11 protein-coding genes are annotated in these 16,571 nt (G+C 67.5%); 7 read left to right on the top strand and 4 right to left on the bottom strand.

The window, feature by feature from the left end:
- Positions 1–7: 7 nt before the first annotated feature.
- Positions 8–1,429 (bottom strand): ethanolamine permease, encoded by a 1,422-nt coding sequence (gene eat / locus G5S35_RS34740; protein WP_065063991.1) that lies wholly within the window; start codon positions 1,427–1,429, stop codon positions 8–10.
- A gap of 318 nt (positions 1,430–1,747) precedes the next feature.
- On the opposite strand from eat, the gene G5S35_RS34735 reads away from it, so the two are divergent.
- The 5 genes from G5S35_RS34735 to G5S35_RS34715 all read left to right on the top strand — a co-directional run bounded on the left by G5S35_RS34735 (position 1,748) and on the right by G5S35_RS34715 (position 9,587).
- Positions 1,748–3,214 carry a TolC family protein gene (locus G5S35_RS34735; protein WP_237181811.1) on the top strand — a complete coding sequence of 489 codons (1,467 nt, stop codon included), beginning with the start codon at positions 1,748–1,750 and terminating at the stop codon, positions 3,212–3,214.
- A 5-nt stretch (positions 3,215–3,219) separates the two neighbouring features.
- Positions 3,220–4,362: an efflux RND transporter periplasmic adaptor subunit gene (locus G5S35_RS34730; RefSeq protein ID WP_183040115.1), complete on the top strand. Its 1,143-nt coding sequence runs from the start codon at positions 3,220–3,222 to the stop codon at positions 4,360–4,362.
- Positions 4,359–7,460, top strand: a complete 3,102-nt coding sequence (locus tag G5S35_RS34725; RefSeq protein WP_183040114.1) for an efflux RND transporter permease subunit — start codon at positions 4,359–4,361, stop codon at positions 7,458–7,460. Before G5S35_RS34730 ends, G5S35_RS34725 begins: the two co-directional genes overlap by 4 nt.
- Positions 7,461–7,566: 106 nt before the next feature.
- Positions 7,567–8,229: a response regulator gene (locus G5S35_RS34720; RefSeq protein ID WP_065063985.1), complete on the top strand. Its 663-nt coding sequence runs from the start codon at positions 7,567–7,569 to the stop codon at positions 8,227–8,229.
- Positions 8,226–9,587 carry a sensor histidine kinase gene (locus tag G5S35_RS34715; protein WP_183040113.1) on the top strand — a complete coding sequence of 454 codons (1,362 nt, stop codon included), beginning with the start codon at positions 8,226–8,228 and terminating at the stop codon, positions 9,585–9,587. Before G5S35_RS34720 ends, G5S35_RS34715 begins: the two co-directional genes overlap by 4 nt.
- A 40-nt stretch (positions 9,588–9,627) precedes the next feature.
- Here G5S35_RS34715 and G5S35_RS34710 read toward each other — a convergent pair whose 3' ends face one another.
- A complete protein-coding gene (locus G5S35_RS34710; RefSeq protein WP_408583120.1) occupies positions 9,628–11,637 on the bottom strand; it encodes a TonB-dependent receptor in 2,010 nt (669 codons plus the stop codon).
- A 597-nt stretch (positions 11,638–12,234) separates the two neighbouring features.
- Here G5S35_RS34710 and G5S35_RS34705 point away from each other — a divergent pair.
- Positions 12,235–12,645, top strand: a complete 411-nt coding sequence (locus tag G5S35_RS34705) for a DUF6632 domain-containing protein (RefSeq protein ID WP_065063981.1) — start codon at positions 12,235–12,237, stop codon at positions 12,643–12,645.
- A 197-nt stretch (positions 12,646–12,842) separates the two neighbouring features.
- On the top strand, positions 12,843–13,148 hold the full coding sequence (locus G5S35_RS34700) for a hypothetical protein (protein WP_183040112.1): 306 nt from the start codon (positions 12,843–12,845) through the stop codon (positions 13,146–13,148).
- Between the two features lie 57 nt (positions 13,149–13,205).
- On the opposite strand, the gene G5S35_RS34695 is transcribed toward G5S35_RS34700, so the two are convergent.
- Positions 13,206–14,165, bottom strand: a complete 960-nt coding sequence (locus G5S35_RS34695; protein ID WP_237181810.1) for a Csu type fimbrial protein — start codon at positions 14,163–14,165, stop codon at positions 13,206–13,208.
- Positions 14,162–16,531 (bottom strand): fimbria/pilus outer membrane usher protein, encoded by a 2,370-nt coding sequence (locus G5S35_RS34690; RefSeq protein WP_237181807.1) that lies wholly within the window; start codon positions 16,529–16,531, stop codon positions 14,162–14,164. Before G5S35_RS34690 ends, G5S35_RS34695 begins: the two co-directional genes overlap by 4 nt.
- Positions 16,532–16,571: the final 40 nt, after the last annotated feature.

The following is a 16,571-nucleotide window of genomic DNA, read 5'->3' as shown; positions in this document are numbered from 1 at the left end:
TCCGCTGTCACTCTTCGAGCAGCGCGCCCGAGGTTTCGGCTTCCAGCGCCGGGCCCGCTTCCGAGGCCGCCGCGCGCTGTGCGCCGGTCGCCAGGAAATAAGCATAGCCCAGCGCGAGGAACACCACGAACACGAGCGCCACGAGCTGGTTGTACCAGACCATCGCGCCGAGACAGACGAGCGCGGCCAGCAGCGCGAACGCCGGGAAGAACGGATACAGCGGCGCACGGAACGGACGCGCCATGCGCGGCTGCTGACGGCGCAGCTTGAACAGCGCGGCCATGCTGACGATATACATGACGATCGCGCCGAACACCGACATCGTGACGATATTGGCCGTGAGCGTCTGGCCGGCGAACTGGATCAGCTCGTCGCTGTAAATCGCGGCGATGCCGATCACGCCGCCCGCGATGATCGCGCGATACGGCGTCTTGAAGCGCGGATGCACCTTGGCGAGCCACGCGGGCAGATAGCCTTCGCGGGCGAGCGCGAAAATCTGCCGCGAATAGCCGAGGATGATGCCGTGAAACGACGCGACGAGGCCGAACAGGCCGAGCCACACGAGCATGTGCATCCAGCCGCTATGTTCGCCGACGATGTATTTCATCGCTTGCGGCAGCGGGTCGTTGATGTTGGCGAGCTTGGTCCAGTCGCCCGCGCCGCCCGCGAACACCATCACGCCGACCGCCAGCGCGACGAGCGTGAGAATGCCCGCCACGTAGGCGATCGGAATCGAACGCTTGGGGTTTTTCGCTTCTTCGGCGGCCATCGCCACGCCTTCGATCGCGAGGAAGAACCAGATCGCGAACGGAATCGCCGCGAACATGCCGTGGAAGGACCCCATCGAGAAATGATCGGCGCCCGACCAGCCGCCCTTCAGGAAGTGATCCCACGAAAAGCCCGGCGACACCACGCCCATGAACACGAGCAGTTCGAAGATCGCGAGCAGCGTGACGACGAGTTCGAAGGTCGCCGCGATCTGCACGCCGACGATATTGAGCGCCATGAAGACGAGATACGCGCCCATGGCCGCGTGCTTCGGTTCGAGCCCCGGAAACTGCACGTGCAGATACGCGCCGATAGCGAGCGCGATGGCCGGCGGCGCGAACACGAACTCGACCAGCGTGGCCGCGCCCGCGAGAAAACCGCCGGCCGGACCGAAGGCGCGGCGCGCGTAGGCGAACGGGCCGCCCGCGTGCGGAATCGAGGTGGTGAGTTCGGTGAAGCTGAAAATGAAGGTGGTGTACATCGCCGCGACGAACAGCGCGGTGACGACGAAGCCGAGCGTCCCGGCGCTCGCCCAGCCATAGCTCCAGCCGAAATATTCGCCGGAGATCACCAGTCCGACCGCGATCCCCCAAAGCTGCCAGGTGCCGAGCGTCTGCTTGAGCGCGGGCGCGCCCGCACTGCTTTTCGACTCTGCCTGCATGGTGTTCTCTCCTCGTGAAGGCCGGGCGGGCGCGCCCGCGACCGGCGAAGCAGGCCGCCCGTGCGACCTGATTCGAGCCATGCTAGAGAGTCATAAATCGACGTGTTATCGAAATTCGGCAATCTGCAATTATTACAAAAAGCCTACTTTCCATGGGGGTGCTCCGCCCCTTAAGGCGGCGCTAAGGGTTTCCCCGCCAGAATCCCCACCAACCTGCCGCGCCACCGCCACAAGGCGCGCCGCATCGCGACACACGCAATCCACCCGCGCAGCCCGTTCGTCTCACCGATGCGACTGCGCAGTTTCATCGAGAACCCCATGCCGTCTCGCCCGCCGTTCCGCGCCAGCTCGCTGCGCATGCATTGCCTGCTCGCCGTCGCCGCGTTATGCGCGGGCGCGCTGAGCGGTTGCACGCTCTATCGCGCGCAGCCGCTGCCCGCCGCCGCGTCGATGACGACGCAGGACACCCTCGGCCGCCTCCAGATCGACCCGGCGAAAATGCCGCTGCCCGAACTGGCCGCGCATCGTTTCGATCCGTCCGACGGCTTCGACATCGAAGAAGTCGCGATGCTCGCCGTCGCGAACAATCCCGATCTGAAGCTCGCGCGCGACGATCTCGGCATCGCGCAGGCGCAGGCTTTTTCCGCGGGTCTGCTGCCCGATCCGCAAATCGCGGTGTCGAGCGACTATCCGGGCGCGCTCGGTCTGTCGCGCGCGTTCAGTTACGGTCTGAGCATGGACGTCATGGCGATCGTCACGCGCGGCGCCAACAAGCAATCCGCCGACGCCACCGTGCGCAAGACCGACCTCGGTCTGCTCTGGCAGGAGTGGCAGGTGATCGCGCAGGCGAAGCAGCTTTACGTGAAAACGCGCTTCCAGAACGACGCGCTGCCGCTGCTCGCGAAGCAGGCTGACCTCACGCAGACGCGTTACGAACGCATCGCGCACGCCGCGAGCGAGCACAACGTGACCGCCGATAGCGCGAGCGCCGCGCTCACCGCCAGCGAAGACGCGCGCAAGCAATACGCCGATCTGCTGCGCGCGCGCGAGCAGACGCATCACGATCTGAACGCGCTGCTCGGCCTCGCCCCCGATGTCACGCTGCCGCTCGCCGACACGGCGCAAGACCGCGACGCCGCCCCGCTCGCCGATGCCACGCTCGACGCCGCCGTCGCCGCGCTGCCGCAGCGTCGCCCCGATCTCATCGCGCTGCAGGCCGGTTACGAAGCGCAGGAGCAGAAATTTCGCGCGGCGATCCTCAATCAGTTTCCGAGCCTTTCCGTGGGCTTCACGCGTCAGCGCGATACGTCGGAGATCTACACGAGCGGCTTCGCGATCAATCTCACGCTGCCCGTGTTCAATCGCAATCGCGGCAATATCGCCATCGAACAGGCCACGCGCCAGCGGCTCGCCGACGAATACCAGACGCGTCTGAACACCGCCGCCGCCGATATCGCGCATCTGCGTGCCGACGATGCGATCGCCGCGCAGCAGCTCGCGCAGGACGAAGCCGCGCTGCCCGAACTCGACCGCGCCGCCGCGCACGCACAGGACGCCTACGCGCGTCACGACATCGCGCTCGGCCAGTACGTCGATGCGCAGAGCGCGGCGCTCACGCGGCGTCTCGACGCCGCCACCGCGCGCGAGGCGCTCGCCGAACAGCGGATCGGTCTTCAGGCACTGCTCGGCAGTGCGATTCCCGATCCATCCGGCTCATCCGCGCCGACGCACGCACCCGCGCAGCAAACCGGCAGCGCCCCCACCACTCTCACCGTTGCCCGTTGATCCTCATGGCCGACCGTCGATTTTTCTCCCGCACGCCGCTGCGTGCCACCGCCTGCGCGTGTTGCGCCGTGGCCGCGTTCGCCATCGGCGCGACGCTGCTCACCGCCGCCCACGCCGATAACACCCCCGCCGCCGCCGACACGCCCGCGCCCTCCGCCGCCGTGCAGACCGTGCGCGTGACGCGCGGCGCGGTCTCGCAGACGCTCGTCGCCTACGGCACCGTCGCCGCGGCCGCCGCGAACGCCACCACGGTCAGCCTGCCGTATCTCGCGCGCGTGACGCGCGTGCTCGTGCAGCCGGGCCAGACCGTCGCGCGCGGTGCGCCGCTGTTCGTCGTGCAGGCCGATCCGAACGCCGTGATCGCCTGGACGCAGGCGCAAAGCTCGGCCACGCTCGCGCGCGGCGAACTCGCGCGCACGCAGTCGCTCTATCGCGACGGCCTCGCCACGCAATCGCAACTGGCCGCCACGCAAAAGGCGCTCGACGACGCGCAGCAGGCACTCGCCGCGCAGCACGCCACCGGCATTGCCGCGGGCGAGAATACGGTGACGGCGCCGGTCGCCGGCGTGATCGCGCAACTCACGGCCGCGCCTGGCGACCAGGTGCAGGCGGGCGCCGCGCTCGCGCAACTCGTCGCCGACAACCCGGCCAACGCCCACGCGGCGAACGTCTCGCTCGGCGTCGAACCCGCCGAAGCGCTCACGCTGCATGCGGGCGACCGCGTCGTGCTGCGTCCGCTCGCGCCCGCGCTCGACGGTCTGCAAGCGCAAGGACGCATCGTGCTGGTCGGCGCGGCCATCGATGCGCAGAGCCAGCTCGTCAACGTCGGCGCCAACGTGCCGCTCGCGGGCACGGCCTTCCTGCCCGGCACGCGCGTGCGCGCCGATATCGACACGCAAACCGGCGTCTGGTGGAACGTGCCGCGCGCGGCCGTGCTGCAGGACGATCGCGGCCACTACGTCTATCAGATCGCGCCCGGCAACAAGGCGCAGCGCGTCAACGTCACGGTCAAGGTCGAGCACGGCAACGCTTACGGCGTGGACGGTCCGCTCGACGCCGCGCGCGCGCTCGTCGTCAGCGGCAACGACGAACTCGAAGACGGCATGGCCGTGCGCCTCGCCCAGACGAAGCAAGGCGACGCGCAATGACGTTCAGCCAATGGATGCAGCGGCATCGCCGCTCGCTGCTGTTCGTGATCGCGCTCGCCGCCGTCGCCGGTGCGCTGACCGCGCTGCGTTTGCCGATCTCGCTGTTCCCGAACGTGTCGTTTCCGCGCGCCGTGATTTCGCTCGATGCGGGCGACCGTCCCGCCGAGCAGATGGCGACGCTCGTGACGATGCCCGTCGAAGAAGCGCTGCGCCGCGTGCCGAACGTGCGCGACGTCGAATCGCGCACGAGTCGCGGCGCGGCCGAAATCTCGCTGAATTTCGACTGGGGCACCGACATGGCGCAGGCCACGCTGCAGGCGCAGTCGGCCATCGCCGAGATCCTCGCGACGCTGCCGCCCGGTACTTCCATGCAGGTGCGCCGCATGGATCCGACCGTGTTTCCGGTGCTCGCGTACAGCCTCACCTCGCACAAGCAGTCGCTCGCGCAACTCTACGATCTCGCGCAGTTCCAGTTGCGGCCGCTGCTGTCGTCGGTGGCGGGCGTCGCGCGCGTGGACGTGACGGGCGGCGCGCGCGACGAGCTCGAAGTGGCCGTCGATCCGCAGCGCCTCGCGGCGTACAAGCTCTCGGTCGCCGACGTCTCGCGCGCCGTGGGCGCGGGCAATGTGCTGATGGCCACGGGCCGCATCGAGGATCACGACAAGCTCTATCTCGTCGTCGCCAATGCGGCGCTCGGCGGACTCGACGCGCTGAAGAACGTCGTGGTGTCGACGAACGCCGGCAATCAGATCCGCCTCGGCGACATCGCCACGGTCACGCAAGGCACCGTGCCGCAGTGGATCCGCGTGACCGCCGACGGTCAGGATGCCGTACTGGTCAACGTGTACCAGCAGCCCGGCGCGAACAGCGTGGCGATGGCGCAGGCGATCCGCGACCGGCTCGCCGCGTTCGACACGCAGATGCCGCCCGGCGTGAAGCTCGCGAACTGGTACGACCAGAGCGAACTCGTGGTCGCCTCGGCCACCAGCGTGCGCGATGCAATCATGATCGGCGTGGTGCTCGCCGCGCTCACGCTGTTCGTGTTCCTGCGCAACGTGAAGATCACGCTGATCGCCGTCGCGCTCGTGCCGATCGTGATGGCCGCGACCATCCTGCTGCTCGACGTGTTCGGCATGGGCTTCAACATCATGACGCTCGGCGGCATGGCGGCGGCCGTCGGTCTCGTGATCGACGACGCCATCGTGATGATCGAGCACATCGCGCGGCGCATGCGCGAAGCGGGCGCGCACGCGTTTCATGGCCGCGTGATGAGCGCGGCGCTCGAATTCACGCGCCCGCTCGCGGGTTCGTCGGCGGCCACGCTCATCATCTTCGTGCCGCTCGCGTTTCTCTCGGGCGTGACGGGGGCCTTTTTCAAGGCGCTTTCGGTGACGATGGCCAGCGCCCTCTTCATCTCCTTCCTCGTCACGTGGCTCGCGATTCCGATTCTGTGCGACCGCTGGCTCACCGCGAAAGACGCCGAAGAACATCGCGAGACGCGTTTCGCCGCGTGGCTCAACCGCGGCTATGCGCGCCTCGTCGCGCACGTGAGCCTGCGTCCGGTCTGGGTGCTCGCGCTGATCGTGCCGCTCGCGGCTCTGTCGGCGCTCGCCTTCACGCGCGTCGGCAGCGGTTTCATGCCGTCGATGGACGAAGGCGGTTTCGTGCTCGATTACCACACGCGCCCCGGCACCTCGATCACGGAAACCGACCGCCTGATGCAACAGATCGAGGCGATCATCCGCGCGAATCCGAACGTGGCGACCTATTCGCGTCGCACCGGCGCGGGCCTCGGCGGCGACCTCAACGAGCCGAACAAGGGCGACTTCTTCGTGCGCCTGAAATCGGGCAACCGCGAGCCGATCGACACGGTGATGGAGGAAATCCGCTCGAAGGTCGACACCCAGGTGCCGGGCGTAAGCGTCGAACTCGCGCAGCTCATGGAAGACCTGATCGGCGACCTCACGGCCGTGCCGCAGCCCGTGCAGATCAAGATCTATTCCGACGACCAGACCGTGCTCGACGCCACGGCGCAGAAAGTGGCCGCGCGCATCGGCAAGATCAACGGCATCGTCGACGTGAACGACGGCATCAATCCCGCCGGCGACGCCATCGACCTGCGCATTCGCCCCGACGCGGCCGCCGCGCAGGGCATGGACCCGCAGGCGATCGCGCAGCAGGTCGCCGATCTGCTCGACGGCAACGTGGCCACGCAGTACCAGAGCGGGCCGAAGAGCATCGGCGTGCGCGTGCGTGCGCAAGGCGCGCTGCAGATGACCGACACCGAACTCGCGCGCCTGCCGCTGCGTGCGCCCGACGGCCATATGTTCGCGCTCTCGCGCGTCGCCGCGCCCGTGCACGTGAGCGGCCAGCCCGAAATCAGCCGCGACAATCTCAAGCGCATGGTGGCCGTGACGGCGCGCATCGACGGCCGCGATCTCGGCTCGACCATCGCCGACGTGCAGCACGCGCTGGCCGATCCCGCGCTGCTGCCGCAAGGCGTCTATTACGAACTCGGCGGCCTGTATCAGCAGCAGCAGATCGCGTTCAAGGGGCTGATGGCCGTGTTCGGCGCGGCGGTCGCGCTGGTGTTCGGGCTGCTGCTGTTCCTCTACGAACGCTTTCGCGTGGCGCTGGCCGTGATGGCCATGCCGTTGCTCGCGACCGGCGCGGTGTTCGTCGGCCTCTGGATCACGGGCATCGAGCTCAATATCTCGGCGATGATGGGCATGACGATGATCATCGGCATCGTGACCGAAGTGGCGATCTTCTATGTCTCCGAATTCCAGGGCCTCGTGCGCGACGACGGCCTGCCGCTCGACGAGGCGTTGCAGGCCGCCGGACGCAATCGCCTGCGCCCGATCGCGATGACGACGATCGCCGCGATTCTCGCGCTGCTGCCGCTCGCCTTCGCGCTCGGACAGGGTTCCGCGATGCAGCAACCGCTGGCCGTCGCGATCATTTCCGGGCTGATCGTGCAGATGCCGCTCGTGCTGCTGGTGCTGCCCGCGCTGCTGCGCCTGCTGCTCGGCGGCGGCAAGTCCGACGGCAAGCCGGACGGCCCCACCCGCGCCGTCACGAAGCCGGAACACGAATGAGCGGCGAAAGCGCGACGAAAGCGCACCGAATGAGGGACAATCGCTCATCGCGCTGCACGCCACGCCGCACCACCCACTGCGCATTCAAGCGAACTGGAGCCCCACGATGCGTCTGCTACTGATCGAAGACGACGAAATGATCGGCGAACCCGTGTTCGACACGCTGCGCCGCGAAGGCCATGCGGTCGACTGGGCCAAGGACGGCCGCGAGGCCGAGCTGTCGCTCGCCAACGACGTCTACGACCTCGTGCTGCTCGACCTCGGCTTGCCGAAGAAAGACGGCGTGACCGTGCTCGCCGCCTACCGCAAGCGCGGCGGCGAAGCGCCCGTGCTGATCCTCACCGCGCGCGACAGCGTGACCGACCGCGTAGCCGGGCTCGACGCGGGCGCCGACGATTACCTCGTCAAGCCCTTCGATCTCGACGAACTCGCCGCCCGGGTACGCGCGCTGCTGCGCCGGCGCACCGGCCGCAAGCAGCCGGTCTACACGCACGGCGACCTCGCGCTCGACCCCGCCGCGCACGAAGTCACCCAGGCGGGCGCGCCGGTCGCGCTCGTACCGCGCGAATTCGCGCTGCTGCACGTGCTGATCGAAGAACCCGCGCGCGTGTTCACCAAGGCCGAACTCGAAGAACGCATCTACGGCTGGGGCGAGGAAGTGGGCAGCAACACCATCGAAGTGCACGTGCACAGCTTGCGCCGCAAGATCGGCGCGGAACAGATCGTCACGGTGCGCGGCGTCGGTTATCGCCTCAAGAGGGCCGAATGAATTCGATCCGGCGGCGGCTGCTCGGCTGGCTGATCTGCGGATTCGCCGCGGCCTCGGCAATCGCGGGACTCGCGATCTTTCACACGGCGCGCAACGAGGCGAGCGAACTGTTCGACTATGAATTGCGCGCGGTGGCGCTGTCGCTGCCGCTGAACCTGCGCACGGGCCACGGCGCGGCGCAGGATCAACAGCCCGACATGCAGGGCATCGCCGACGATCGCATTCTCATCGACATCTGGGACCGCGACGGCGCGCCCATTTATCACTCGACGCAAGACCCGCCGCTGCCGCGCAATCCCGTGGGTTTTCACGTGATCGAGCGCGCCGAAACGCATTGGCGCACCTTCGGCGTGCAGCAGGCCGACCGCTTCGTGCAGGTCGCACAACCGATCTCCGTGCGCGATCAGCTCGCGCTGCAACTGGCGCTGCATACGCTCTGGCCGCTCGCGCTGCTGGTGCCGGTCGCCATCGTGCTCGTGCTGCTGGTGGTGGCGCGCGGCCTCGCGCCGGTCGGCGCGCTGTCCGCGCTGCTCGCCGCGCGTTCGTCGACCATGCTCGGACCGCTCAAGCTCGACGGCTCGGTGCCGATCGAATTGCGCCCGCTCGTGGAAGCGCTCAACGACCTGCTCGCGCGTCTGAATACGGCGTCGCAGGCGCAGCGCACTTTCATCGCCGACGCCGCGCACGAATTGCGCTCGCCGCTCGCGGCGCTCAAGCTGCAACTCCAGGCCGCGCTGCGCGACGGCACGCTCACGGGCGAGCCGCAAACGACCGAGCGCATCGCCACGCGCCTGAACCGCCTGATCCGCCTCGTGCAGCAATTGCTGACGCTCGCGCGCGAGGACGCGCAGCCGGAACTGCCGGTGGCGGCCGTGAGTCTGCGCCGCCTGAGCGAGCAGGCGATCGGCGACTTCTCGCTGCTCGCCGAAGACAAGCGCATCGATCTCGGGCTGGAAGTGCGCCCGCCCGTGACCGAGGACGACGCCTGCAACGTAGCCGCCGATCCGCACGGTCTCGCCACGCTGCTGAACAATCTGATCGACAACGCGATCCGCTACACGCCGCCCGGCGGGCGCATCGACCTCGTGCTCACGCGCACGGGCGAGCGCCTGGGTTTCGAGGTCGTCGACAACGGGCCGGGCATTCCCGAAGAACACCTGGGCCGCGTGCTCGACCGCTTCTATCGCGGCAATCACGTGCCCGGCACCGGCAGCGGCCTCGGGCTGTCGATCGCGATGCGCATCGCGCAGCGTCACGATCTCACGCTCGTGCTGCGCAACAACTCCGGCGGCCAGGGCCTGACCGCCGCCGTCGACGGCTTGCGCGCGCAGGAAAGCCTGGCCGCTGTGCGCGCCTGACGTTGCGTTCGACGTCGCGCGCGCGGCCAGGCCCAGCGCGTCAGAACGTCGAGCGCAATCCCACCATCACGCTGCGCCCGCCTTCCGGCGCGATGTCGCGCACGACCGAACTCGCGTAGCGCACGTCCTGGTTCGTCAGATTGTCGCCGCGCACATAGGCGAGCCAGTTCGTCGGACCGACGCGGAACTTGTACGTGAGAATCAGACCGAGCGTCGTGTAACCGCCGGTCGGCAGATCGTCCTCGGGAACGCGATGCTGTGCCCACGCATGCACGAGTTCCGCGCGCGCGCCGAACGGACCGTAGCCGTAATCGGCCGCCAGCGTCGCCCGCAGCGGCGCGATGCGCGGCAGCGCTGCGCCGGTATCGACATTGCGCGCGTGCGTGTAGTCCGCCGTGAACGCCACGTCCACGCGATGCGCGCCCTTCGCGAACACGCGCCACTTGCCGTCCAGCTCCACGCCGTAAAACTCCGCGCGCACGCCGCGATAGACGGCTTCGTTGAGCGCGTCGTCGGTGCCGGCGGGCACGACTTCGTCGTCATCGTCGACGAGACGGCCCGTGTTGTACTCGGTCAGATAATTGCGGAAGCGGCTGTAGAACACGCCCGCGCTCGCCTTGTTCGGGCCGCGCTCGAAGCGCAGCGACAGATCCGTCGAGACCGCCTTCTCTTTCTGCGCATCCGGATTGCCGATCAGATACTGGCCGGTCGCGTCGTGCGGCCCGTTCGCGTAAAGCTCGTAGAACGTGGGCGCGCGCTCCGTGTACGCGATATTGCCCGCCAGCGACCACGCCGGTGCGAGCTGATAGAGCGCGCCCGCCGAGACGCTGCCCGCGTTGAAGTCGCGGCCCTGCGCGTTGGCGAAGCGCTCGTTGCCGTTGGGCGTGGGATCGAGCTTCACGTGTTCGAGACGCGCGCCCGCGCTGAGCTTCAGGCGCTGCGTCACCTGCCATTCTTCGAGACCGAACAGCGCGATGTTGGTGTTTTGCGTGGTCGGCACGAGCGCTTCGTCGCCGAGCGCCGAGAACGTGTTCTGACTCACCTGCACGCCGATCGCGCCTTCGAGCGGCCCGATCTTCTTGTGGCGCGCTTCGAGCCGCGCTTCGTAGCCGTGATTGCGGAACGTCGTGCCCACTTCGCCGTTGTCGATTTCGCGATGCTCGTAATCGGTGTAGCCGAAATCGAACTTGAGCTGGCTGAACGGCCCGCTCAGATTGCGGATTTCCGACGCCACGGCGACGTGATCCTGATGCATGCGCAGACGCACGTCGTCTTCGGCGACCGAGCCGTAGTCGCTCTGGAAGCCGTTGTACGAAATGCCCGCGTAGCCGTCGGCCCACGTGTAGGAGGTGCCGACCGCGCCGCCGTGCCAGCGGCCGTCGCTGTTCGGGATGCTGCCGTAGGGCTCGTCGGCGCCGCCATCGGCAGCACGCTGCGCGGCGGAATGCGCGTAACCGGGAATGCGCTGATTGCTGGTGTCGCGATCGAAGGCATCGACGTGGAAGGCGAACTGGCCGTTGCCCGCCTCGACTTGCGCCGCGCCCGCGCGCGCGTCGTTGGCGCCGCCGTAGCTCGCGTCGATGGCGCCCGTCACGCCCTGGATCGGCTCGCGCGGAATGCGGTTGTCGATGGTGTTGACCACGCCGCCGATCGCGTTGCCGCCGTACAGCAGCGCCGCCGGGCCGCGCACGATTTCCACGCGCTCGATCGACAACGGATCCTGCGGCACGGCGTGGTCGTACGAGAGCGACGAAGCGTCGTAGGCGGCCACGCCGTTTTGCAGCAGACGGATGCGGTCGCCGTCCATGCCGCGGATGATCGGGCGACCGACCATCGGTCCGTAGGTGGTCGTCGAGACGCCGGGTAGTCCGTTGAGCGTTTCGCCGAGCGAATTGGCCGCGCGCAGCGTGAGATCGTCGCCGCCGACCGAGGTAGCGGGCGAGATCAGGTCGCTGTCGCCAAGCGGATTGGCGGTGACGAACACCGGCGCGAGCGTGCTGCCGGTTGTCGTCGAGGCGTCGCTGTTGGCGTTCGACGTCTGCGCATGCACCAGCGCGCTCACGAGCGCCAGTGAAAGCGGCGTGAGGCGGGTGAGGTGCGAAAGCTGCGCGAACGGGGCGAAAGGCGTGAAGCGGCGCAGACGCGCGATCTGCGAAAGACGCTCCGCAAGCGATTCCACGCGCGAAGGGCAGGCGAAAGCGCCGCGAAGCTGGGCGCGCAGGCGCGCGGAACGCGGCTTCGAGGACGCGTCGGACTGGAAGAAGGTGGCCACGATGATTCTTGTTTGCGTCGTTGTCGGATCGTTGAAATAAGACGCGCGATGAAGCGCCCGTGAGGCGCAACGCGGTCGCGAAACCCCGTGGTCGGCGACCGCCGCGCAGCGAAGAAAATCGAAAGTGCTGTGAAAGCCGATGCGAATGTTACGTTATAACATTGCCGATTGTGAAGAATTATTTCGACAGCCAGGCGAAAGACAGACGCGCTCCCTGCTTTCCTGCCGACGCAGCATTGAAGAACAAATGCGAACAAATACCGCCACGATGCGCGACGATCCTGGGGTTTACCGCTGCGCCGCAAGCTTGCAAGCGCGTGTACGGAGAGGCATAGTGGCGCCATCGGGCCGCCGTCATGCCCCGAGGAGACCGCCATGGATCCACGCAACCGCCTGCGCTATCTGCGCGGCGTGCTGCTCGTCACGGGTGCGATCGCAATATTCGCGCTCTACCCGCTGATGATCGTCTGGCCCGCCGGCTGGGCCTGGCACACCGGGCACTCCGACTATCAGGCGATGATCGTCGGCATTTACGCGACGCTCGGCGTTTTTCTCGTGCGCGCCGCGCGCGATCCGCTGGCGAATTTGAGCCTGATCTGGTTCACGATCTGGTCGAGCGTCGTGCATGGCGCGATCATGGCCGTGCAGTCGCTGATGGCGCCGGAACATCGCGGCCATCTGCTCGGCGATGTTCCCGCGCTGTTCGCGATCGCCGCCGTTCTGGCCTGGCTGACGCCGCGCGCCGCGCCGTCCCGCGCGCGCGCCGTGGCCGGGGAGCCGGTCTGAAGCGCCCCGCCGCGCGCGGGCAGCGCAGCGAATTGCCGCAGTGCTCAACTTTCGGGCCGCCATGCCGACAAACAGATAGATGCCGTACCAGCACCGCGCGGCGGCGCGCGACATCTCGCGCCGCCGCGTATCGAGACGCCGGGGCGCGCATCGTCCGATTCGCCCGGCTCGTCCGATTTACCCGATTGCTTCCGAACATGTCCCGCCTTCCCTACCTCCGGTCCGCGCTGGCCTTCGGCCTGGCGCTCGGCTTCGCGCTGCTCGCCCAAACCGGCGGCGCCGAACCCGTGCCGGCCTCCTCCATGGTTGTAAGCCTCGTCGTGCAGCAGAGTTGTCTGATCAGCGCGAGCGAGGGTGTGAGCGCGACTGCGCCCGCGGTCAGTTGTCTGCACGGCGAGCCGTATCTGGTCTCGCAATCCGAAGCGCCGGCCATGCAGTTGGCGTCGGCGGTGCAGTTCGATTCGCTGCGGTCGTCGCGGGCATTCTGGACGGTGACGTTTTAACGGTCCGCAGACGCCGCCGCGCGTGTCGCGATCCGCGTCTTATCCGGCCCCATCCGCTCAAAAATAGATCGTCGCCGTAATCGTGTCGCTGTAGCTTCCCGGCGCGGGCGTGGTCTGTGACGGCACGCGCCCGTACACCGTGAACACCTGCTGCGTCCCGCTTCCCGTTCCGGCCGCCGTCGCGGTGCTCCCCGTGCCGTCGCCCCACGCGCTGCTATAGCCCGAATCCAGATAGAGCTGATAACTCACCGATCCGCCGCCTCCGGAGCGCGCCATCGTGCGCGCCGCGACATTGCCGCTCGAGCCGCTGTTGAGCGCGATCTTGAACGCATCGCCGTTCGTGCATTGCGCCGTGATCGAGCCATTCGCGCGCAACGCCGAACTCAGCACGCCCGCTGAACCGAACGCCACATTCGTCGCGCTGATGTTGCAGTTGTTGATGACCGTGGCCGTCGACGAAAACGCAAACGTGCCTTGCGTCGCGGTCAGCGTGGCGCAGGTCGGTGCGATCAGCGTGTAGAAACCGTAATTGATCGACGTCGTATTGCCGCCGAAGCTCTGCGTATAGACCGTGCTCGCATTGTTCACGGTCGGCACCGTCGGTTGCGCCGACGCGATCTGTCCATAGACGGTGACGGTCGTACTCAACGAGGTCCCGCTCGGCTTGCTCATCGTGAGCGAGATCGGCGTGCCGTTCGAATAAATCGATCCCCAGATCTGCGTGTGACCGGCATCGCGATAGAGGTCGTAGTTCATCGAATTCGTGCCGTTCGTGAGCGCGCGCGGACTCGTTCCGCCGAGGTTGAGGCACACGAGCACATCGGGCGTGAGCGTGATGGCGGACCACGTGCAGGTCACGCTGATCGTGCTCGTGGTGGTGAACGTCGTGCCCGCGATCGGGCTCACGTAGCCGAACGACACCGGCGTGGCCGTCGCCGTGCACGCCTCGGCGTGTGCGCCGCGCGCCGCGAAGCCAAGCGTCAGGCACAGCGCGAGCATCATCAACAGGCGTCTCATGGCGGCATTCCCGCGCCACCGGCGCCCGACAGCGGACACACCAGCGGCCCGATGGTTTGCAGCGTCTCGCCCTTGCCGGCCTGCCACGCAAACGCGACTTCGCAATGCCTGTCACCGCTTTGAATCTGCAGATGGTTGTCCGATGACAGTCCGTCGACGAAGGTGATGCCGTCGTAACCCACGATGGTGTCGTGGCCGCTTTCCACGTGATGCACGCGCGCGCCCGCGGGCAAGGGCTTGCCGTCGGCGTCGTGAACGATGATCGACGCCGCGCGATAACGCGTCACCGTGAAATGCGCGAGCACGCCCGATTGCGCTTGCGGCACGATGTCCTTCGACGTGTCGGCGATGCGCGCGTCGGCCGGCAGATTCATCGTGTCGATGGCGAGCTCGTTGTGCTGATACGCGTTGAGATCGGGAATCAGCAGATGGCCGCCGCCGTCCGTCAAGCCGATCACGCGATTCTCGTGCAGCACGGGAATGCCCGCGACGCCATCGGTCGACACGAGCGCGAAACCGTCGTCGATACGGCGCGCGGGTTCGACCGTGCCGTCCATCAGCACGAGCGAGCCGGTCAGGTCGAGCGAGCCGATCGTCTGGTTGCCCACCTGCTGCACGGCGGCCGTCGCTTCGCCGTAGCGGCCGAGATATTGCAGCTGGCCCTGGCGGAACTGCGTCGAGCCCGTGCCGCCGTTCTGCACGCCCCAGCCCCAGCCGCCGCTGTAATCGGGCGGCTGCAGCGCGTTGACGTTCCACGTGGACGCGCCGTCCTGGCGGCCGACGGTCGCGTTGATCGACGTGTTGTGGCCGAGTCCGATGCTCGCCGAGAGCAGCACGCCGCGCGAATCGCGCTGACGAAAGTCCTGGTACGCGCTCAGGTTCAGCGACACCAGATTGCCGAAGTTGAAGGTCCACGACACCGAGCCGATCTGCGAAACCGGCGCCGAGGGAATCTTGTAGCCGATATAGCTCACCGAAAACGTCTGGTTGCGCAGGAAGGGAATCGCGAGCGTCACGCGGTCGGTCGTGGTCGGAATGGGCGTGCCGTCGCGCGCGGCGAGATCGCCGTAATTGCCGAACGCGCGAATCGATTGCGCGTCGATCGAAAAACGCGGCGACACGAACTGATAGCCGATGCTCAACTGCGTGCCCGAGAGCTTGCCCATGCTGCCCGACACCGACCCGTTGAGCACGCCCGCCGTGCCGAGTCCGAACAACGCGCCGCCGCCCGCGTTGAAGAGACCCGGCGTGGTTTCGCCGTGCGCTTCGAGCGTGAGGTGATCGTTCACGCCATGACGCCACGACGCGCTCACGGCGGGCCGCGAATCGTAATCGAACGAATCGAGCCCGTAATTGCGGCGCAAAAAGCCCGCTTCGAACGAATAGCTCGACAAGCCCGTCGCCATCAGCCGCGTATCCACGTAGAGCGGCACCGAGGCCGAAATCGTGCGGCCGAGCGCATCGTGCGTGATGACCGTGGCCTGGCCCGCGCCCGTGATGCCCGGCACATCGTTGATGATGAACGGCCCGCTCGGCACCGTGCCCGAATACTGCCGCACGCTGTTGATGTACAGATCGACCGAAGTCGGCACCACGGCGCTGCCCGGCAGCCCGGGCACGGGAAACGTCACGAGGTCGGGGCGCAGCGCGAAGTTGCTGCGCCACTGGAAGCCGGCGATGCGGATCGCGCGCGTCCACGCAAGCGAGGACGTGATCGTGTCGCCGAACTGCGTGGTGCTCAAATTCGCGGGATTCGACATGCTCCACGAGGTGTCGTAGCGCACGTACTCGTCGCGGTCGCGATAGAAGTACGCCACGCCCGTGTTGCTGAACACGCCGTGCGGATCGAAGTAGCGCTCCTCGCTCCAGAGCGCGAATTCGTTCGCCGAGCCGGTCTGCGCGAACGCGTCGTAGTTGAACACGAGGCCGCGCGCGGACGTGGCGTTCGGCGTGGCCGCGACATCGCGCGTGTCGAACTGGAAGGGCTTGCGGATGGCGTTGGGAATCTGCAGATCGAGGCTCTGGCGCGTGGGATCGTAGCGATAACGCAGGCCCGGCAGCGAGTCGAGATCGACGCTCGCATCGGGGGCGATGCGCAGTTGCGCCGTGTCCACGCCCACGGCGTCGAGGTCCTGGCCGCTCGCGAACAGATGCCCGCCCAGTTGCCGGAAATGAACGATCTGGGTCGTACGCTGGCCGTTCACATCGACTTCGAGATAGAGGTCACGCGTGTCCTGCGCGCCCGCGTTGATCAACTGCCCCTGCGCATGCGCAGCGGCGCTGAGGAATGCGAACGCCACGGCGGCCGCCACGACCGCCATGCGCCTCGCCCGGCGATGACGGGACGCGCCTCGAATTCGTTTCATTCTGCGTCGTTCGTTTCATGTCTTCCGGCCCGCGCCTTGC

The sequence above is a fragment of the Paraburkholderia tropica genome (genome assembly GCF_014171495.1).
Lineage (GTDB): Bacteria > Pseudomonadota > Gammaproteobacteria > Burkholderiales > Burkholderiaceae > Paraburkholderia > Paraburkholderia tropica.
Note: the sequence above shows the minus strand (reverse complement) of the source record. Positions and strands in the feature narration are given on the sequence as shown.